General features: G+C 70.9%; 21 protein-coding genes and 3 pseudogenes. 14 read left to right on the top strand and 10 right to left on the bottom strand.

Annotated elements, in window-relative coordinates; genetic code table 11:
- Nucleotides 1-353: 353 nt before the first annotated feature.
- On the top strand, nt 354-506 hold the full coding sequence (locus tag ACP7TJ_RS22625) for a hypothetical protein (RefSeq protein WP_427767541.1): 153 nt from the start codon (nt 354-356) through the stop codon (nt 504-506).
- Between the two features lie 154 nt (nt 507-660).
- On the opposite strand, the pseudogene ACP7TJ_RS22620 reads toward ACP7TJ_RS22625, so the two are convergent.
- Both ACP7TJ_RS22620 and ACP7TJ_RS22615 read right to left on the bottom strand, forming a co-directional pair.
- Nucleotides 661-870: pseudogene (locus tag ACP7TJ_RS22620) on the bottom strand (tyrosine-type recombinase/integrase); the annotation flags it as partial.
- Complete coding sequence (locus tag ACP7TJ_RS22615; protein WP_427767444.1) at nt 857-1159, bottom strand: winged helix-turn-helix transcriptional regulator; 303 nt, start codon at nt 1157-1159, stop codon at nt 857-859. The pseudogene ACP7TJ_RS22620 and the gene ACP7TJ_RS22615, both read right to left, overlap by 14 nt.
- Nucleotides 1160-1306: 147 nt before the next feature.
- Here ACP7TJ_RS22615 and ACP7TJ_RS22610 point away from each other — a divergent pair, with 147 nt between their 5' ends.
- Nucleotides 1307-1726, top strand: coding sequence for a YybH family protein (locus ACP7TJ_RS22610; RefSeq protein ID WP_376725445.1), 420 nt, complete (start codon nt 1307-1309; stop codon nt 1724-1726).
- A 99-nt stretch (nt 1727-1825) separates the two neighbouring features.
- Here ACP7TJ_RS22610 and ACP7TJ_RS22605 read toward each other — a convergent pair.
- Both ACP7TJ_RS22605 and ACP7TJ_RS22600 read right to left on the bottom strand, forming a co-directional pair.
- Nucleotides 1826-2328: pseudogene (locus ACP7TJ_RS22605) on the bottom strand (tyrosine-type recombinase/integrase); the annotation flags it as partial.
- Nucleotides 2322-2472 (bottom strand): annotated as a pseudogene (locus ACP7TJ_RS22600) (replication initiator); the annotation flags it as partial. The pseudogenes ACP7TJ_RS22600 and ACP7TJ_RS22605, both read right to left, overlap by 7 nt.
- Before the next feature lie 76 nt (nt 2473-2548).
- On the opposite strand from ACP7TJ_RS22600, the gene ACP7TJ_RS22595 reads away from it, so the two are divergent.
- Nucleotides 2549-3214 carry a hypothetical protein gene (locus tag ACP7TJ_RS22595; RefSeq protein ID WP_391113636.1) on the top strand — a complete coding sequence of 222 codons (666 nt, stop codon included), beginning with the start codon at nt 2549-2551 and terminating at the stop codon, nt 3212-3214.
- A 146-nt stretch (nt 3215-3360) separates the two neighbouring features.
- On the opposite strand, the gene ACP7TJ_RS22590 is transcribed toward ACP7TJ_RS22595, so the two are convergent.
- Entirely contained in the window at nt 3361-3774 is a 414-nt protein-coding gene (locus tag ACP7TJ_RS22590) for an ATP-binding protein (protein ID WP_391113639.1), read from the bottom strand.
- Nucleotides 3775-4027: 253 nt separating this feature from the next.
- Between ACP7TJ_RS22590 and ACP7TJ_RS22585 the strand changes: the two genes are divergently transcribed.
- On the top strand, nt 4028-4879 hold the full coding sequence (locus ACP7TJ_RS22585; RefSeq protein ID WP_427764938.1) for a helix-turn-helix domain-containing protein: 852 nt from the start codon (nt 4028-4030) through the stop codon (nt 4877-4879).
- 11 nt (nt 4880-4890) lie between these two features.
- Nucleotides 4891-5082 (top strand): hypothetical protein, encoded by a 192-nt coding sequence (locus tag ACP7TJ_RS22580; RefSeq protein ID WP_427764935.1) that lies wholly within the window; start codon nt 4891-4893, stop codon nt 5080-5082.
- A gap of 92 nt (nt 5083-5174) precedes the next feature.
- On the opposite strand, the gene ACP7TJ_RS22575 is transcribed toward ACP7TJ_RS22580, so the two are convergent.
- Nucleotides 5175-6404 carry an HNH endonuclease gene (locus tag ACP7TJ_RS22575; protein WP_427764932.1) on the bottom strand — a complete coding sequence of 410 codons (1230 nt, stop codon included), beginning with the start codon at nt 6402-6404 and terminating at the stop codon, nt 5175-5177.
- Between the two features lie 117 nt (nt 6405-6521).
- On the opposite strand from ACP7TJ_RS22575, the gene ACP7TJ_RS22570 reads away from it, so the two are divergent.
- Complete coding sequence (locus ACP7TJ_RS22570) at nt 6522-6785, top strand: CopG family transcriptional regulator (RefSeq protein ID WP_093765264.1); 264 nt, start codon at nt 6522-6524, stop codon at nt 6783-6785.
- Nucleotides 6782-7195 (top strand): type II toxin-antitoxin system VapC family toxin, encoded by a 414-nt coding sequence (locus ACP7TJ_RS22565; RefSeq protein ID WP_427764929.1) that lies wholly within the window; start codon nt 6782-6784, stop codon nt 7193-7195. Before ACP7TJ_RS22570 ends, ACP7TJ_RS22565 begins: the two co-directional genes overlap by 4 nt.
- 8 nt (nt 7196-7203) lie before the next feature.
- Here the strand turns inward: ACP7TJ_RS22565 and ACP7TJ_RS22560 are convergent, their stop codons facing one another.
- Nucleotides 7204-7548 (bottom strand): hypothetical protein, encoded by a 345-nt coding sequence (locus ACP7TJ_RS22560; protein ID WP_427764926.1) that lies wholly within the window; start codon nt 7546-7548, stop codon nt 7204-7206.
- Complete coding sequence (locus ACP7TJ_RS22555; protein ID WP_427764923.1) at nt 7541-8383, bottom strand: class I SAM-dependent methyltransferase; 843 nt, start codon at nt 8381-8383, stop codon at nt 7541-7543. The genes ACP7TJ_RS22560 and ACP7TJ_RS22555 overlap by 8 nt, the downstream gene beginning before the upstream one ends.
- Nucleotides 8384-8635: 252 nt before the next feature.
- Here ACP7TJ_RS22555 and ACP7TJ_RS22550 point away from each other — a divergent pair, with 252 nt between their 5' ends.
- The 6 genes from ACP7TJ_RS22550 to ACP7TJ_RS22525 all read left to right on the top strand — a co-directional run bounded on the left by ACP7TJ_RS22550 (nt 8636) and on the right by ACP7TJ_RS22525 (nt 14611).
- A complete protein-coding gene (locus tag ACP7TJ_RS22550; RefSeq protein WP_427764920.1) occupies nt 8636-9991 on the top strand; it encodes a sugar ABC transporter substrate-binding protein in 1356 nt (451 codons plus the stop codon).
- Nucleotides 9991-10932 carry a carbohydrate ABC transporter permease gene (locus ACP7TJ_RS22545; RefSeq protein ID WP_370164750.1) on the top strand — a complete coding sequence of 314 codons (942 nt, stop codon included), beginning with the start codon at nt 9991-9993 and terminating at the stop codon, nt 10930-10932. Before ACP7TJ_RS22550 ends, ACP7TJ_RS22545 begins: the two co-directional genes overlap by 1 nt.
- A complete protein-coding gene (locus ACP7TJ_RS22540) occupies nt 10929-11789 on the top strand; it encodes a carbohydrate ABC transporter permease (protein WP_093765258.1) in 861 nt (286 codons plus the stop codon). The genes ACP7TJ_RS22545 and ACP7TJ_RS22540 overlap by 4 nt, the downstream gene beginning before the upstream one ends.
- 172 nt (nt 11790-11961) lie before the next feature.
- Complete coding sequence (locus ACP7TJ_RS22535; RefSeq protein ID WP_427764915.1) at nt 11962-12789, top strand: CPBP family intramembrane glutamic endopeptidase; 828 nt, start codon at nt 11962-11964, stop codon at nt 12787-12789.
- Nucleotides 12786-13943, top strand: a complete 1158-nt coding sequence (locus tag ACP7TJ_RS22530; RefSeq protein WP_427764913.1) for a sensor histidine kinase — start codon at nt 12786-12788, stop codon at nt 13941-13943. The genes ACP7TJ_RS22535 and ACP7TJ_RS22530 overlap by 4 nt, the downstream gene beginning before the upstream one ends.
- Nucleotides 13940-14611: a response regulator gene (locus tag ACP7TJ_RS22525; RefSeq protein ID WP_167744631.1), complete on the top strand. Its 672-nt coding sequence runs from the start codon at nt 13940-13942 to the stop codon at nt 14609-14611. Before ACP7TJ_RS22530 ends, ACP7TJ_RS22525 begins: the two co-directional genes overlap by 4 nt.
- Here the strand turns inward: ACP7TJ_RS22525 and ACP7TJ_RS22520 are convergent.
- Nucleotides 14604-15272, bottom strand: coding sequence for a hypothetical protein (locus ACP7TJ_RS22520; RefSeq protein ID WP_427764910.1), 669 nt, complete (start codon nt 15270-15272; stop codon nt 14604-14606). The two genes, ACP7TJ_RS22525 and ACP7TJ_RS22520, sit on opposite strands and share 8 nt — an antisense overlap.
- Nucleotides 15262-15777 (bottom strand): SigE family RNA polymerase sigma factor, encoded by a 516-nt coding sequence (locus tag ACP7TJ_RS22515; RefSeq protein ID WP_093765266.1) that lies wholly within the window; start codon nt 15775-15777, stop codon nt 15262-15264. Before ACP7TJ_RS22515 ends, ACP7TJ_RS22520 begins: the two co-directional genes overlap by 11 nt.
- A 419-nt stretch (nt 15778-16196) precedes the next feature.
- On the opposite strand from ACP7TJ_RS22515, the gene ACP7TJ_RS22510 reads away from it, so the two are divergent.
- Entirely contained in the window at nt 16197-17972 is a 1776-nt protein-coding gene (locus tag ACP7TJ_RS22510) for a beta-ketoacyl-[acyl-carrier-protein] synthase family protein (RefSeq protein WP_427764906.1), read from the top strand.
- The last annotated feature ends 202 nt before the right edge of the window (nt 17973-18174 follow it).

Raw genomic sequence — 18174 nt, 5'->3', positions numbered from 1 at the left:
GCCCTCCGGGCCGGACGGTCCCCGACGTCCCGGGCTGGGCGAGACGCGCGGCTGCAGCGGTTGTCTGGGCATCTCTGCCGTCGGCGTTGTGGCGTCTCGCCGCGGTGCTGGGCATACCGCTCGGCCTGGGACAGTCTGAGTACGACGCGATGCTCATACCCGGCTGGGGCCTGCTGGTGCTGCCCCTGCTGTCGCTGGCCCAGGAAGGCTTGGCCTGGCTGACACTCGGGCTGGTCCGTCCGTGGGGTGAGGTGTGGCCGCGTTAGCTGCCGTACCGCGGAGGCCGTCCGGTCCCGGTCCTCGCCGCGGTCGTGCCGGCCGCGTTCGGCGCGATCACCTGCAGCGTCTACGGCGTGCTTCTCGTCTGGACGACCGTGCACGGTGAAATGGACATCACGCCGTGGGGCAACTGGCTCCTGACCGCCTGCTACCTGCCCATGGTGGCCTGGGGGCCGCTGCTTAGCGCGGTGACCGTGCACTACTACAGGCGCCGCACCCACAGGTGAAGGGCGCGAGCGACTCATCCGCAGCTGCCGTCCGCGAAACCGAAGGCCCTCGGACAGGAGGGCAGGATTCTGGGGGTTCAGGGGTCATCATGCCTATGAGTGCAGCGCAGACAGGTCGAGATCGGGTCTCGTCCGGGTGCCCGTCCTCGTCGCCGAGGAGTTCGGCGATCCTGCGGTTGGCGACGTCCTGGCAGCAGTCGAGGCACTTGGCACACCGGCTCAGCAGCACCTCGACGCCGTTGCCCGCGCACTCCGCGACCTCGGGGGGATCCACGCCGGCGTTGAACCACGAGGAGAGCGCGGCATGCCGCAGGTCGTACGGCCGAGCAGCCGGCGGCGAGGCCACCTGCTCAGGTGTGAGCGCCGTCTCGTGCTGACGCCTCCGCTCCCCAGTCCCACAAAGCCTGGAGGACAGGGCCGAGGCGGTGTCCACTCGGGGTGAGCGTGTAGCGCACTCGCGGCGGCCAGCCCGGTCGGCGGTCGCGTTTGACCACTCCGGCCTCGCCTAGCTGTGCCAAACGGTCGGACAGCACCTTGTCCGACAACATGGGCAGGGCGGCGCGCAGCTCGCTGTAGTAGCGGTCGCCGCACAGCAGTTCGCGAACCAGCAGCGTCGTCCAGCGGCCGTGCAGTGCCGCCAGCGTGATCTCCACCGGGCACTCGGGGGTAGGTGCGGTGACATTCGCGCGCGGGTCGTCGGGGAGCCCTGCCAGGTGACCAACCGTTCGGTGAGTCACGAGATCGCCTCCTAACGTGTGGGGCACTTCGATTCTCCCGGCCCGGAAGGACGTCTGTCGATCATGCGAACCTTGGCCGATCGGCCCGAAGAGGTGCCCGTGGTGTTCGCCGAGCGGTTCAACAGCGGCGACCCCGCCGCGTTGGCGCAGGTCTACGAGGACGCAGCAGTGCTGGTCCCGCAGCCGGGAACACCGGCGACCGGACCGGACTTGCACGCCGCAAACGGCCGCCTGCAGAAGCTCGGGGTTCCCATCACGGTCCGTCCGCGGCATGTGTACCGAAGCGGAGACGTGGCGCTGCTGATAGTCGACTGGGTCATCGACGGGACCGGTCGGGAGGGACAGGCCGTGCACGTCGAAGGCACTGCTACAGACATCGCCCGGCGGGGTGCGGACGGCCGTTGGCGGTATGTCATCGACAACCCCTTCGGCACCCGCGCACAGCAAATGCCGACCGAGGACACCGTGAAACCAGCGTTCTGAGCGAGCACCCCTGGGAAACACCGAGGCCCCTGGTGGATGCCAGGGGCCTCGGACATGGTCGGGTGGGGTCAGTCGTACGCGCAGGAGGTCCTCGATGCGGAGCCGGGCCTCGTGCCACACGCGGTAGTAGATCCAGGATGGGACGACCGAACCCTTCTCACTGAAGAACAGCCGCCCGTCGTCCGCCGTGCCGGAGGTGGCCAGGTGCTCGCGGAGCACGGCGACGAGGTGCGGCGGGATGGGCACCCTCCTAACGTCTTCGGTCGGCCGGTTCTTCAGCCCGCGGTCGTCATGGGTCTCCCCCGAGTCGGTCCACTGCTTGCCGGCGGACGGACGGGTCCGGTGGAGCAGCGCCGAGCCCCAGCCCTGCCCGGAAAGGTTCAGGTCCGTCTCGACGAGGCCGACCGCTTCCGCCGGCCGGAGAAACCGCCGAAGTACATGACGGCGAACGGACCCACGAGGCGACGACCACGGGCACGCCGGTACCCGCCCACGTAGGAAACCGCCGCGAGGAGGTTCCGCGCCTGCTCCGGGTTGGCGACGACCCGCATATCGACCTGGTTGGACACCTGCGGCCTCTGCCAGAGGACAGCCGAGAGAGGACGAGCACCGTGTCCGGGTCGGGCAGCGGGTGTCCCGCTTCGGCCGCGCGATCGCGGGCAACCTTCGTTGTGGTCGGCGCGTTCCTGGCGGGGGGGGCTGAGGGTGACGGAGTAGGCGCGGGATTTGGTGGAGAAGTGGCCGCGGCCTTGGGGGGTCGGTGCAACAGTGACCCGCCGGGAAGGAACCTGACGTGTCCGATGCGTGCGCTTGGATGAGCGGGTGACCGTTCATGACGTTGCTCGGCACTTGCCCGAGATAGCAGTCCTCCGTGAGCACTGCCGCTCCATGGCTGTCCTGGAGGCAGTCCTGAGCCCTGAGTGGGAGAGCCGCTGCCACTCCTTCGACGACCACTGGTCCGAGACGGAGTCGATGGCTTCGATGCGAAGCGGATCGGGCGACGAGTACTCGATCGTCTTCTCAGGCGCCGGCGCCTACGTGCGGGGATTCGATCACGAATCGCTCATAAGCCCCTATGCAGAGGACGGGCCATGGCCCGGAGTACTCGACGAGGTTCCTGAGGTCTTCCGGCCGTATGTCGAGGAGCCGGCGTTCTGCGACGAAGACGGGATGCCCGTCGTCACCGCTTGTATGTGGCGAGAGACGGTCGACGACCGTTGGAAGGCGGGAACGATCGTTTTCCCCGATGGCACGACGGAGGATGCGGACGGTGCCGGGCACCTCTTCCGGCTGTTGGTGGATCGCTCCCCGGAAGCGTTTCAGCGATGGGCTGAGGGCTACTACGAGGTCCCGGTCGACCTGGCGGCCGTTCGTCACGTCTTCTCCTCCCGCCCACTGACCGAAGAGGTAGTCCGCGCGTTGAACTCGGACATCGTCCTGGCGGATCTCTCGGAGGACGTCGCGGAGATTGGTTATCCAACGAACTGAGGCGCAGAGCACCAGTGAGGCTCTGGACGAGATGCTGGAGGACTCAGCACGCTCGACGACTCCGGTGCCCCCGAGTTGGAGCGGTCGGCCTGACAGTGCGGTGAGGGCCCCCGCGTCAGGCCGACTCTGCCGACCACTCCGCCAGGTCAGCTGCCCTGGCGGTAAGCGAGGCCGACGACCACGGATGTGCCCCGGGTAGGGCGGGGACGAACGGTCCAGGCTGCGGCGAGATGGTCGACGAGGAGCAGGCCCCGGCCGCTCTCCGAGTCCGCGCTCGGGTAGGCCAGTTCCGGCTTACCGATGCCCGGGTCGGAGACAGCGAGCCAGTAGTGTCCTTCGGCAGGCCACAGGACGAGTTCGATCAGGTCCTCGTCCTTCCCGCACGCTCCGTGGCGGATGGCGTTGGTCACCAGTTCGGAGGTCAGCAGTCCGAGGTCGTCGCCGAGGTGCGGGCGGAGGGCGTGCGGCAGGCATTCGGTCACGGCGTGGCGGGCCCGCCGTACGGAGGCGGGGTGGGCGGGGAGATGCCAGTGGATGGGCACCGGAGGGATTTCGGGCATGGCGAACTCCGTTCATGTGGACAGGGGTTGGACTCGCCGGTGGCCTACCGCCCTGGTCGCGGGCACACCCGTCCCGGGGCAGGCGGGCGTGCTCGCGCGGTGCACTTCCGGCATCGCGTTGTGTAACTTGCGCAATACTGACGGTAGACCAGCAGGGGCCATATTTGCCATGCGATCCGGAACAATGGCCTCGATGCGGTGAACCTGTGCTTATAGGACTGATCCGGACAGCACGCCGTACGGAAGGAACGTCATGCCCCCAAGGACGATTCTCACTCAGCGTCAGAAGCGTCTGGGTAGTGAACTGCGCAAGATGCGCACCGCAGCCGGCATGTCCGCGGAGTACGCCGCGGGGCTCCTCGGTGTCGACCGGAGCCGCATCTCCAACATGGAGTCCGGACAGCGGGGCATCAACGCCGAACGGCTGCGCAAACTGGCCTGCAACTGTGACTGCACCGACGAGACGTACATCGATGCCCTCGTCGAGATGGCGGAGCCGAGCCAGGCAGGGTGGTGGGAGCGTTATCGGGGCAGCCTGCCCCAGGGGTTTCTGGACATCTCGGAAACAGAGGCGTACGCGGTGCGTCTGCGGGGCGCGAACACCGTCCATGTGCCAGGGCTGCTGCAGACGCCTGAGCATGCGATGGCCATCTTCCGCGCCGTCGTACCGCAGCTTCCCGAGCATGAGGTCGCTCTCCGTCTGGCCCACCGTTCAGAGCGCCAGTGTGTGATCACCCGCGACAACCCCGTCCCGTATGTAGCCGTCGTCCATGAAGCAGCGCTTCGGATGCAGTTCGGGGGACGGGATGTTGCCCGAGGGCAGTTGCAGTACTTGCTGGAAGTCTCCGAGTGGGACCACGTCACCGTACTTGTGCTTCCCTTCGACCACGGCGCCTTCCCAGGAGCGGGACAGACGGTCGTCTACGCCGAAGGGCCTGTGAGGCAGCTCGACACCGTGCAGATCGACAACTCTCACGGGCCGAATTTTCTCCACGCGGAGACCCAGCTCGCGAAATACCGTGCGCAGCTCGACCTGTTGGAAGGTCTGGCACTGTCACCGGAGCGGTCCCGCGACTTCATCCGCGCGATCGCTCACCACCTATGAGGAGTGACCACATGGCTGACATCACCTGGGAAGCCCCGTTCTGCGGTGAGGGCAGCTCCTGCTTCCGCCTCGGTACCGATACCGACGGCAACGGGTACATAGCCGTCGCCGGCCAGGAGGAGACCCCTCTCACCGACTCCCTCGAAGCCCTACGCACCCTCATTACCGACATCAAGGCCGGGAAGGCCGACCACCTGTTGTGAAGCCGCACGCAGTGTTACCTCGCCCAGTGACGTGATCCCCCACAGGTTCGGCGGCCTCGGCCGGCCTCCGGCCTCGGTCATGGGCGGCCGGGTCAGCCGTCGCCAGAGATACGTGCCTTGAGGGTGCACAGAGTGCGGTGGTAGGCGATGTGCGCCTCGTCCACTGGGTGTCCGGGGGCGAGATGGAGCGGGCTGAAGTCTCTGTCGTCCCTCGCCCGCCTGACCAGGCCGTCGGAGTCGACGTAGATCTCCAAGCCGTCGAAGAGGATGTGGCAGTTCGGGCACAGGCACAGGAGATTCTGGAGTTCGTCGGGGCCGTGGTGGGGGCTGCCCAGGCCTCTTATGTGCGCGGCCTGGCTGTACGGGCGGTTCAGGTAGCGGAGGGTGGTGCCGCAGATCTGGCAGCGGTTGTCCTCGAGCTCCTTGACCCTTCTGGCCAGAGCTTCGTCCCGGACGATGACGGAGCGGGTCGCGTCACGGCGGGGAGCGGGGCCGATCGCCCGCCCGTACTCGTCCGTGGCGCCATCGGCGCTCTCGTCCTCCGACGGGCTCAGCAGGCCGCCAGCTGTGGTGTATCCGGACAGGCCTGTCCGTGCGAAGAGGGCCTGACGGTCGACGTCCTCGAGATACGTCTCGCAGATCGTGGCGATGGCCTCCAGGCGGGTCACCGGATCGCGGAGAAGATCCGCGGTCTCGGGCGTGAAGCCGGCCTGCGGATGGTGCTCGTTCAAGGCGCCGGTGGTCGGCATTCTCTTGGCGAGTTCGGCCGGTATGCCTCGTACCTCCCACACATCGCTGCCCTGAAGGTGCCAGAACGGATACTCCGGTGTGGCCTTCGCGTTCGGAAGGCCGAACTCGACGAGGAGCGGGCCGACCTCGTCCCGGAACGTTGGCCACGGGGTGAGGCGGGGTCGCTCGTCGGCTGCGCGGGATATCGCCCACAGAAGGCTCAACGGTTGGTGGCGACTGGGCGCGGGGTTGCCGGGGCCGCGGGAGACCTTGAGGTTCCGTAGCCGCGCCAGCAGAGCAGCGCGGTTGCGGGATGGCTCCCCGGTTTCCACCACGAAGCCGAGCTCGCGCAGGCATCGCGCCACTGTGGCCGCTCCGCCGCTGAAGTCCCGCGCCTTCCAGAAGTCACCTGTGGCATACCCATGGGCGACGCCCGCGATGGCCTTCGAGTCATAGCGACGACCGTCCAGGACCAGCTCGTACGACATGGCCCGCCCGAAACCGTACGTCAGGAGGAAGGTGTCCCGGCCCAAGCGGCGGAACTCCTCGGTCGCCGCGATGACGTGCTCGTACCTGATGTCCCCAAGCCCCATACGGGGGAGGCTAGTCGGACGGTATGACAAGTCGTACGTCCGTTGGCAGTCATCACGCGGGACGCCTCCGGACTGCATACCATCCACAGCGGTGGCATCCGAGGTAGCATGAAGAGCATGAGTGAGCCTACCCAGAAGTACTCGATCACGATGCCCCGGGACATCGCCGAGGCCGCTCGTGCGCGCAGTGGCCCCTCCGGCCTGTCGTCCTACGTGGCCGCGGCCGTCGCCCGTCAGATCGAGCGCGACAACCTCAACGACCTCATCCAGGTCGCCGAGGCTGAGCACGGCCCCATCACAGAGGAGGAGGTCCAAGCTCTGCGGGACCAGCTCCACCTGGCTCGCGAGCAGCAGCGCTCGAACGGGGCGGACGCGGCGTGACGCCCTCCCCCGCCACCCCTGGTGGCACCCTGGTCCTCGACAGCGAGGGGCTGGCCAAAGCCGTTCTGCGCGACCGCGCGGTGACCGCCTGGCTCGCTCTGGCGCGCGCCGATGACCTGCGCGTGATCACATCGGCAGCCACCCTCGTCGAAGTGGTGCATCCCCGGATCAATCGCCCGGCTCTGGAGTGGACGCTTTCCCGCCTGGTGGTCGAACCGATCAGCGAGACGATCGCCCGGCAGGCAGCCGTGCTCCTCGCCGACGCCGGCCTGCACGGCCACAAGTACGCCATCGACGCCATGCTGTGCGCCACCGCCCTCGCCGCGCCCGGGCCGGTCACGGTCCTCACCTCGGACCCCGAGGACCTGACAGCGCTCGGGGGCGGGCGCATCACCATGATCAAGGTCTGACGCGGCGCTCAGCCCTCGCGCCTGGTTTCCCTGAGCAGGTTGACGTCCTCGTCATACAGCTCCAGCGTGTACGTCAGGCCGAACCGGTCGAGGAGAGCCGCCAGGTCGTCGAAGCGGGACGGGTCGACGACTCCGTTCAGGAGTACGTCCTGCCCGTCGACGGCCTCGAGTTCGACCTCGCACCAGGTGGTGCCCACCTCGTAGCCGCACCAGGACGATGATCTCGATCTCCAGCCGAGTCGTTCGAAGCGCTCGGCCATGGAGGCCGCTTCCCTGTGCCCGTGCAGGACGCCGCATACGTTGTTGGACAGCTTCGTCCACTCGGGGGCGAGGTCGCCGGACTCGTCAGGCACGGGTCGCCGTCACCAGCCAGCAACTCATCTTCAGCCGCACCCCCTCCCCCGTCGCGTACTCCCCGAACGCCTCCGTCGCCGCCTCCCGTGCCCGCCCCACCACATCCTCCGGCGCGTCCCGCAGCCAGTGCCGCATCGGACCCCACCCGAAAAGGAAGGCCGACGCGTCCGACGGGTCCCTCCCCCACACCTGTTCCGTGTCCACGGCCCTCACCTCGATGCCCTCGAAGCCCGCCGCCGACAGCACCGCCCTCACCCGGCTCGGGTCCGCGAACGAGGCCGGGCCCGTCTCCGACGCCGCCGTCAGGTCCGGCAGCGGCGCGTGCCGCCCCACCGCCGCGAACACCCTCGCCTGGTCCTGGTGGTCGAAGGACTGGGGGCAGACGAAGGCCAGGCGGCCCCCCGGGCGCAGCGCGCCGGCGATGTTCGAGAACGCCGCCACCGGGTCCGCGAAGAACATCACCCCGAAGCGGCTCACCGCCACGTCGAAGCTCGCCGGTTCGAAAGCGTGAACCTGGGCGTCCCCCTGGACGTGGGTGACATGGGGGAGGCCTTCCGCCTCGGCTGTCGCTCGCGCGCGTTCCAGCATCGGCGCCGACAGGTCGATGCCCACCGCGTGCCGTGCGCGGCGGGCCGCCAGTCGCGTCACGCTGCCGTTGCCGCAGCCGATGTCCAGGACCGTGTCCGTCACCCTGAGCGCCGCCGCTTCCAACAGCGGGCCGGTCACCGGCTCGTTCAGGGCGTCGTAGCGCGCCTGGTGGTCCGCCCAGTGCCGGCCCTCGTAGCCGTTCCAGGCCTCGTACTGGTGCGTGTTCGCGATGGGGGTGTCCGCCATGGGTTCATCGTGCCCTCGTCTGGCGAACCCCGCGCCCCCTTTGCGGCACCCGCCGCCGGGCACCCACGGTCGGGCACCCGCCGCCGGGCACCCACGGTCGGGCACCCACGGTCGGGCATCCGCGGCCGGTGAGACCCGTGGTGCACCCAACCCTCGTTCATGTATGTAAATACTGTTCATTCTATTGATTCGACACGGCCTCTCTGCATAGAGTCCCGCCACCTCGCCCGTACGGAATGGACGGAGCCTCCCGTGTCGAAGCAACTCCGCAAGCCAGTACGAACGCGGCGGCTCGGCGCAGTCGGCGCCCTGGTCGTCGCAGCCGTCGTGACCGCCGCCGGGTGTTCCTCGGGCTCGTCCGGGACGGAGCAGGACGAGTCGCAAGCGCTGGAGGTCTGGATCCGGCAGGACGCCGGGAGTCCGGCCGCGGAGTCGGCGGAGGCGCTCACCAAGGCGTTCACCGAGAAGAGCGGCATCGAGGCGAAGCTGGTCGCCGTCGGCGTCAACGACTTCGAGACCAAGCTCCAGCAGCGCACCGCACAGAAGGACCTCCCCGACATCGTCATCAACGACACCGGGCAGCTGGGCAATCTGGTGACCCAGGGGCTCGTGCGCGAGGTGGACCGGGAGGGCACCGCCGGGAGCGGTGACATCGCCGACCGCGCCTGGGAGGCGGCGCAGGGCTACGACGGCAAGTACTACGGGGTGCCTTTCAACTCGCAGGCGTTCGCCCTGCTGATACGGAAGGACTGGCGGGAGAAGGTGGGGGCCCAGCTGCCCTCCTCGTGGGATGAGTTGACCCAGCTCGCCGTCGCGTTCACCAACGACGATCCCGACGGCAACGGCAAGAAGGACACCGCCGGCATGGTTGTCCCCGGCAGCACCACCCGTGGGTATCTGACCTGGTGGTTCTCCACCATGCTCTGGTCCGAGGGCGGCGACTTCGTCAAGAAGCAAGGGGACGGGTACACCGCCGCCGTCGACGACCCCGCCTCCGTCAAGGCCGTCGAGAAGCTCCAGGCCATGTTCTGCGACTCCAAGGTCGTGCAGCCCGGCGCCAGTACCGCCGACTCCGCCACCACACACACCGTGTTCGAGAGCGGCAAGGGCGGCATCTATCTCACCGGGCCCTACATGCTGCCCCGGTTCGACGGGTCGCTCGGGAAGGACATGTACGAGGTCGTCGCGGCCCCGCCCGGCGCCGGCGGTGAGGCCGCGGCCCTCGCCGAGGGGGAGAACGTCTATCTGATGGCCGGGTCCGGCAACGAGAAGGGGCAGCAGGAGTTCGCCGAGTTCACCGCCTCGCCCGCCGGGCAGAAGATCGGCCTCGGGCTGGAGAACGGCGGCATCATCGTCCGGCTGCCCGTGAACACCACCGTGGACGGCGCCGCCGAGCGCAAGGACCCCCGCTGGGACGTCTTCCAGAAGGTGTACGACGAGCACGGCCGCAACGCCCCCGCGCTGCCCAACTGGGCGACCGTCCGGCAGATCTCGTCCGAGGGGCTGAACGGCGTGGTCTCCGAGTGCTCCCGTGACGTCGCCGGCGCGATGGGCGAGCTCGCCGACGAGATCGACGCCGAGCTCGAGAAGCAGGGGGCCAAGGGCTGATGGCGGTGACCGAGGCGCGGGCGGCGGCGGGGAAGACGCAGGCGCGGCGCCCGGCCCGCACGGCTCGCCCGCTGCGGTCACGGCTGCGGCGGAGCGCGACGCCGTGGCTGTTCCTCGCGCCGGCGCTGCTGCTCTTCCTGTACTTCAAGTTCATCCCCATGGCGCAGGCCGTGCGGATGAGCTTTCAGGAGGTGCGGCCGTTCCTCGGCAACACCTATGTGGGGGGCGAGAACTACGCCGAGATCGCGGGGAGTTCCGACTTCGGCGCGGCCGTGTGGCACACGGTCGTGCTGGCGGTGGCGACGACGGCCGGTTCGATCCTGCTGGGTCTCGCGCTGGCGCTGCTGCTGGAGGGGCAGACCCGCTCGCTGTGGTTCATCCGGTCGGCGATCTTCCTGCCGGTCGTCACGGCGATGGCGGTGGTGGCCGAGGTGTGGCGGGTCATGTACTACCCGGCGGAGGGCGGCGCGCTCAACTCGGTGCTGGGCGTGCTCGGTCTGGGTCCGAGTGAGTTCCTCAACTCCCCCGACAGCTCGCTGGCGTCCATCGCCTTCGTCGGCATCTGGCGGGGAGCCCCGTACGACATGATGATCTTCCTGGCCGGGCTGGCGGGCGTGGACCGGATGCTCTACGAGGCATCCGCGGTCGACGGCGCCTCGCGGTGGCGGCGGATCTGGCACGTCACCCTGCCGGGACTGCGGCCGGTGTTCGCCATTCTGCTGACGCTCGCGGCGATCCGGGGCCTGCGCATCTTCACCGAGGTGTTCCTGCTGACCAACGGCGGGCCCGACGGCTCCACCGAGGTGCTGCTGACCTTGACGTACAAACTCGGCCTGGAGCGTAACGAGCTGGGTGTCGCGGCGGCCGGGACGGTGCTGCTGTTCCTGGTGCTGCTGGTGCTGACCGTGGCGTCGCGGCTGCGCCGGAGGGAGGTCCGATGAGGAACGAGACGGCGCTCGGACTGGCGGAGGCGCGCGGGCCGTGGGCGCGGGTGCTGCGGTTCGTGCTGTACACCGCTCTGTTCATGGTGTTCGCCGGGCCGCTGCTCGCGCTGATGGTCGGCGCGTTCACCCCGACCGTGGACCCCACCCAGTTCACGCTGTGGCCCGACCGGCTGTCCCTGGACAACCTGGAGCGGGCGGTCGACCGCAACGTGCTGGACTACCTGCTCAACTCCTTCCTCGTGGTGGGCGGCGGGCTGGCGCTCCAGGTGCTGGTCAGCGTGTTCGCCGGGTACGCCCTGGCCCGCAAGCGGTTCCGCGGGTCGGCGGTGGTGCTGGTGCTCATCCTGGCGACGATGATGCTGCCCGAGGAGGTGCTGGCCGTCCCGCTGTCGGTGCTGCTGGCGGACCTGCCGCTGCTGCACGTCAGTCTGGTCGGCTCGCTGGTCGGCATGATCGTGCCGGTGGCCGCCTGGGGGTTCTCCATCCTGGTGATGACCGAGTTCATGAAGGAGATCCCGAAGGAGCTGGAGGAGTCGGCGCGGCTCGACGGCGCGGGCGAGTTCCGGGTGTTCTGGCAGGTCGTGCTGCCGCTGTGCCGGCCCGCGCTGGGTGTGATCGGCATCTTCGGTTTCACGATGATCTGGGACCAGTACATGCTGCCGCTGCTGGTCGCCACCGACCCGGCGCAGTACACCCTCCCGCTGGCGCTGCGTTCCCTGCGCTCCGACGACCAGGTGGGCATCGGCGTGCTGCTGGTGGGCGCGTTCCTGGCGATGCTGCCGTCGGTGCTGGCGTTCCTCGCGCTCCAGCGGTCCTTCATCCGCGGGCTCACCTCCGGCGCGGTGAAGGGCTAGCCACCGAAGGATTCCCTCCTCACGGGGGACAGCCCGCGCCCTGTCCCCCGTAAGAGCTACGCGAGGGTGTCCACTCGCTGGTGACGCTTCCCGCGACGCGCCTCCGTAACGTCGGGGCGGTCGGAGCGGCGGTCGTCTCACCGCCGCCGTCCCCCCTGTCGAGGAGCAAGACGTGCGTGTCGTATGGCAGTTGCTGGCCGTGGTGGTGGTGTCCCTGGTCGCGGGACAGGGTGTGGCCGCCGCCGAGGACAATCCGTGGGCCACGCTCGGTGTGGGCCTGATGGCGGCGGTGCTGTCCGTGTACGTCTACGCCTGGGTCGTGGGGCGCACCGAGAAGCGCGCGGTGACGGAGGTCGCCCGCGAGGGCGCCGTCGGCGCGGTCTGCCGGGGCGTGCTGATCGGGACGCTGGTGTTCGCGTCCGTCGTCGCGAACATCGCCCTCGTCGGGCACTACGAGGTGGACGGCTGGGGGTCGTACACCGGCGCCGTGGGGCTGGCCGGGTTCATGGCCGGCGCCTCCGTCACGGAGGAACTGCTGTTCCGCGGCGTACTGTTCAGGACCATGGAGGAGCGGTTCGGTACGTGGGGGGCGCTGGTCCCGACCAGTGTGCTGTTCGGCGCGTGGCATCTGGCGAACCCGGACGCGAGCCTGTGGGGCGCGGCCGTCATCGCGCTGTCGGCGGGTCCGGTGCTGGGCGCCGCGTACGTCGCCACCCGCAGCCTGTGGATGCCGATCGGTCTGCACTTCGGCTGGAACTTCGCCGCGTCCGGCGTCTTCAGCACCGAGGTGTCGGGCAACGACACCCAGCAGGGCCTGCTGGACGCCTCGACGTCCGGGCCGACCCTGATCAGCGGCGGTGCGTTCGGGCCGGAGGCCAGCCTGTACACGCTGGTGTTCTGGGCGCTGGTCACCGTCGGCTTCCTGTGGCTGGCCCGCCGACGCGGTCAGCTGATGTCCCGCCGTTCGAAGCGGGCCGACGCGGTCGCGCTGTCCCGGTGATCCGTCCGCGCGGGCTGCGGCAGGTCTGGGGCCGACTGCACGTCACGGCCCGGGACCTGCCGTTCGCCGTGCTGCTGTGCGTCCTGGCGTTCGTCCCGAGCATGCGCGGCAGCGGCACCGACATCGGTGCGGTGGCGGAGCGCCCGTACGACGTCCTGGCCGTGGTCGCGATCGGGCTGCAGGGCCTTTCGCTCGCCCTGCGGCGGCTGTGGCCGGCCGTCTGCCTGACCCTGGTGGCGGCGGGTTTCGTGCTGGACCAGCTGCACGGCTACCACACCGTCGCCAGTACGGCGCTGCCGTTGGCGCTGCTGAGCACGGGCGCCCATCTGGAGCGGTACCGGCGCACCACCGTCGCCTTGGGCTCCCTGGCGTACGCGCTGTTCGTGGCCGAGCTGGTGCGGCGCGGGACGGGCGAGCCGCCGGCCGAGTTCGTGTCGTTCTACGTGGCGATGTGCCTGCTGTGGGGCGGCGGGGCGTGGCTGCGCTCCACGCGGATCGCCGAGGCGGAGCGGCGCCACCAGGTGGCGGAGCAGACGCGGGCGGCCGAACGGGCGCGCATCGCTCGGGAGTTGCACGACGTGGTGACCCACCATGTGACCGCGATGGTGGTGCAGGCGGAGGCGGCGCGCTATCTGACCGCCGCGCCCGAACGGCTCGACGAGGCGCTGACCGCGGTCACCGACACCGGACGGCGTGCCGTCGCCGACCTGCGGCACCTGCTCGACCTGCTCAATCCCGACCACGGCGAGGGCTCCCGGACTCCGCCGGTGGGCCGGCTGCTGACGCTGGTGGAGCAGACGCGCCGGGCCGGGCAGCCGGTGGAGTTCACCGAGACGGGCACCCCGGCGGCGTCGACCGGGAGCGCGGACCTGGTGGCGTACCGGGTGGTGCAGGAGGCCCTCACCAACGCGCTCAAGTACGCTCACGGGCGGGCTACTTCGGTTCTGGTGCGGCACGGCGAGAGGGACATCACGGTGGAGGTCGGCACGGACGGTCCCGGGACGGGGCCCGTGACCTCGCCGGGCGGCAGCGGGCGGGGACTGGCCGGTCTCCGTGAGCGGGTGGACGTCCTCGGCGGCGAGTTCGAGGCCGGGCCGCGTCCCGGCGGGGGGTTCGCCGTGCGGGCGCGGATACCCGCCGGGAGCAGGCCGTGAGCGGCGCACCGGTACGGCCGGTACGGGTGGTGGTCTGCGACGACCAGACGCTGGTGCGCACCGGTCTTGTGACGATCATCGGCGCCCAGCCCGACATGGAGGTGGTGGGCGACTGCGCGGACGGGCGCGCGGCCGTCGACCTCGCCGGGAGGGTGCGGCCGGACGTCGTGGTGATGGATGTGCGGATGCCGGTGCTGGACGGCATCGAGGCCACCCGGCTGCTGGCCGGCTCCGGGGTGCGGGACCCCGTGAAGGTGCTCGTGGTGACGACGTTCAACCTCGACGAGTACGTGTACGAGGCGCTGCGCGCGGGGGCGAGCGGGTTCCTGCTGAAGGACGCGCCGCCGGACCGGCTGCTGCACGGCATCCGGACGGTGGCCTCGGGCGCGGCGCTGCTCGACCCGGAGGTGACCCGGCAGCTCGTGGGCCGGTACGCCTCCCGGATCCGGCCCTCCGACGGCGGCGACCGGGAGATCCCGCTGACCCCGCGTGAGCTGGAGGTGCTGCGGCTCATCGCGGACGGGCTGTCCAACAGCGAGATCGCGGCGGCGCTGGTGATCAGTCAGGAGACGGTCAAGACGTTCGTGTCCCGCATCCTGTCCAAGCTGCACCTGCGGGACCGGGTGCAGGCGGTCGTCTACGCGTACCGGCGCGGGCTGGTCAGCTGAACCCTCGGCGCGGGGGCGTGAGTTCGATCTGGTCGCCGTCGCGCAGCCGGTCGTGCAGCCATGCGGCGTCCCGCGCGCTGAGGCCCACCCAGCCCGTGGCGCCCGATAGGGCGCGCAGCACCTTGGCGTCGAAGGAGAGGGCGCCCGCGTAGACGGGTTCGCCGCCGGGGGCGCGCAGTTCCACCAGGTAGGGCACCTTGACCTCGCGGACCTCGGTCCTGGTCTTCAACGGCAGCACCGCGCCGGCGCTCCGGGCGACCACCGTGAGCCGGGTGCCGGGCGGGAGACGGCCGGCGGCGCGCAGGTCGACCCGCAGCACGCGGCCGGCGAGGGTGAGGGTGCGCAGGTCCGTGTCGAGCCGGCCCAAGGGGCGGGGCGCACGGGCCGGGGCCGAGGCGGTGGGGGTCCGGGCGGGGGTGGGCGAGGTGGCCGGGGTCGCGCCGGGGCTGTGCCGCTTCCCCGCGGGGTGGTCGGCGTGCAGGGCGAGGGTCACCACGGTGACCGCGCAGGCGGCCGTGGCCGCCGTGCAGAGCGCGAGGGTGGCCCTGCGGCGGCGTGAGCGGCGCCGGGCGCGGTCCCGGACCTCGGCGGCGGCGAGGAGCGGCGGGGTCTCGTGCCGCGCGGCCAACTCGCGCAGGGCTTCGGTGAGTTCATCGGACACGGCCGCCCCCCTCCCAGGCCGGCTCCTCGGCCTCGTCCACCGCCAGGTGCCGGGCCAGTGCCGCCCGCCCGCGGGACAGGCGGGCCTTGACCGTGCCGACCGGCGCGCCGGTCTCGGAGGCTACCTGCTCGACACTGAGGTCGCACAGATGGTGCAGCACGACCGCCATCCTCTGGGATTCCGGGAGTTGGCGCAGGGCGGCGACCAGGGCGGTGCGGTCGGGGCCGGGACCGGGCGTCGTCTCGGGCGGCGGGGAGTGGCGTACCAGTTCCAGCCAGCGTTTCGCGCGGCGCCAGCGGCTCACCGCGAGGCGCATGGCGACGGTGCGCACCCAGGCCTCAGGCGCCTCGTCGGCCATGAGCCGGTGGCGCCGGTCCCAGGCGCGCACGAACGCCTCCTGCACCACGTCCTGGGCCTCGCCGAGGTCCCCGGTGAATGCGAAGAGCTGGCCGGTCAGGCGGGGGAAGGCAGCCGCGTAGAAAGCGTCGAACTCGTCCTCGTCCATGCCCTCCACCGCAGTCTCTGGTCACCTGCGCGGCCCGTCCGCCGCCGCCCCGCGGGCCGGCCCGGCGGGTCGCGCACTTCGGAACGCGCCCCCGTGGGAAGACGCCGGAACCGGCCTCGGGGATCAGTCGGACCACCGTGCCGGTGGGGCGGGTCGCGCGGAACGTGACGCGCGACTCGTTCCGCGGGGCGGCCGGGGCCGCGCACACGCGCTTGGTGACGTTTTCCACAGTGCCACTACGTTCTGGTAACTCTGCACACCTGTCGGCGTCTTGGCGAATGTGTTCCGCGTCACCCACCTGGTAGACCGGGATGAATCGGACACCCCGTGAAGTGGATCGTGGCCCGTTCGGGAGTCGTACAGAACACTCGGAACCGCCCGCAGTACGACAGTTCGGACCAAAGAGAGCATGCCTCGCCATGACCCACTCCCCCGAAACGCCTGAAGTACCCATACGGCCCTACGAGGTGACCGCCGCGGAGGTCGTCCCCGGCGACCTGTTCGCCCTCTCCCCCGAGGACGCGGCCGAGCGCCGCTGGCACGTCGTCACGCACACGCTGCCCGTCTCCCCCGAGGTGATCCGGGTCACGCTGCGGCCGCCGCTCGGCGGGGTGGACCACGAGGAGGACCTGCGGCGCGAGCAGACGGTCACCGTCGCCGGGCGGCGGGTCGACGTGGCCGCGGTGCCGCTGGTGGAGCCGGAGCCCCTGGAGGGCGTGGAGTTCCGTGACGGCGACCGGCTGACCGTCCTGCGGGCGGTGGATCCGCTGGCCGCCGAGGTGACGTACGTACGCCGCTGGGGCGCCTGGCACCGGGACGCCGCGGAGCCCGAGGACGCCCACGCCATGACCGACGCGGAGGTGCGCCGCCGGGCCGCCGACGCCGGCCGGGAGGGCACGGTCGTCCGGTACGAGCCGCGTCCCGTGCGGGCGGCTCGGGCGGCCGGGCCGCGGCGCGTGGTGGTCACGGGGCTCGGCGCGGTCACCCCGCTGGGCGTGGGCACCGACGCGCTGTGGGACGGGCTGCTCGAAGGACGGCACGGCATACGGGAGTTGACGGACCCGGAGTTCGACGCGCTGCCGGTGCGGATCGCCGGCACGGTGCCCGTCGACCCGGCCGCGCTACTGCCCCGGCAGGCGGCGCGCCGGATGAACCGGGCCGCCCAGTTCGCGGTGCTGGCCGCGCGCGAGGCGTGGGCGGACGCGGGGTACGCCGACGGCGGCACCCGGGAGAGCGGGCTGGACCCGGAGCGCGTCGGGGTGAGCCTCGGCGCGATCCTCGGGGACGCGTCGGTGCTGGTCGGCGGCGACCGCAGGCTGCGGGACCGCGGGCCGCGGGGTGTGTCCCCGCTCACCACGCCGATGACGGTGCCGTCGCAGGCGGCCTCACAGGTCTCCCTCGACCTGCGCATCACCGGTGAGGCACGCACCGTGACCAGCGCCTGCGCCTCCGGTACGGAGGCGATCGGGCAGGCCGTCGACCGGATCCGGTACGGCCGGGTCGACGTCGCGCTGGCCGGCGGCGCCGAGGCGGTGGTCACTCCCGCGATCATGGCGTCGTTCGCCGCGATGCGGGCGCTGGCGGAGGGCGACCCGTCCCAGGGATCACCGTCGCGTCCGTTCGCCAAGGGCCGGGACGGGTTCGTCAACAGTGAGGGCGCGGGGGTGCTGGTGCTGGAGTCCGAGGAGCACGCGCGGGCGCGTGGGGCGCGGATCTACTGCGAGGCGGCGGGATGGGGGCTGTCGGCGGACGCCCACCACGTCGCGGCCCCGGACCCGTCCGGCGACGGCATCGCGCTCGCACTGCGGAGGGCCGTGCGGGACGCGGGCGGTGAGCCGGCGGACGTCGTCCATGTGAACGCCCATGCCACCGCCACGGTCGACGGGGATCTCGCGGAGGCGCGGGCCCTGCGGGGGGTGCTGGGCGGGCAGGACGTCCCGGTGACCGCGCTGAAGGGGCACCTGGGGCATCTGCAGGGGGCCGCGGGCGGGGTCGAGGCGGTGGCCGCGGTGCTGACGCTGCACCACCGTGTGGTGCCGCCGACGGTGGGGTGTGGGGAGGTGGACGACGGGATCGACCTGGACGTCGTCCGTGACGGGCCGCGTCCGCTGCCGGACGGCGGTGACCTGGTCCTGAGCAACTCCTTCGGCTTTGGTGGGCACAACGCGGTGCTGGCGTTGCGGCGGGTGTCGTAACGCCTGTTGTCCAGGGCGCCGGGTGTCGGTACGGGGCGGGGGGTGTCGCGCAGCCCGGCGCTTACGGGGTGCCGCCGCGCCCACCCGTGCCGCCCTAAGCGGCACGAATGCCCGCGGCTAGCGACGCCCGCGGCGGGGAGGGGACGGGGTGGGGGTGGGCGCCCGCAGCGGCTGGCGCGTCCACGCCCTGGACCTCTCCAGC

The organism is Streptomyces sp. DSM 41931 (assembly GCF_050271085.1).
In the GTDB taxonomy this organism is placed as follows: Bacteria; Actinomycetota; Actinomycetes; order Streptomycetales; family Streptomycetaceae; genus Streptomyces; species Streptomyces albogriseolus.
Note: the sequence above shows the minus strand (reverse complement) of the source record. Positions and strands in the feature narration are given on the sequence as shown.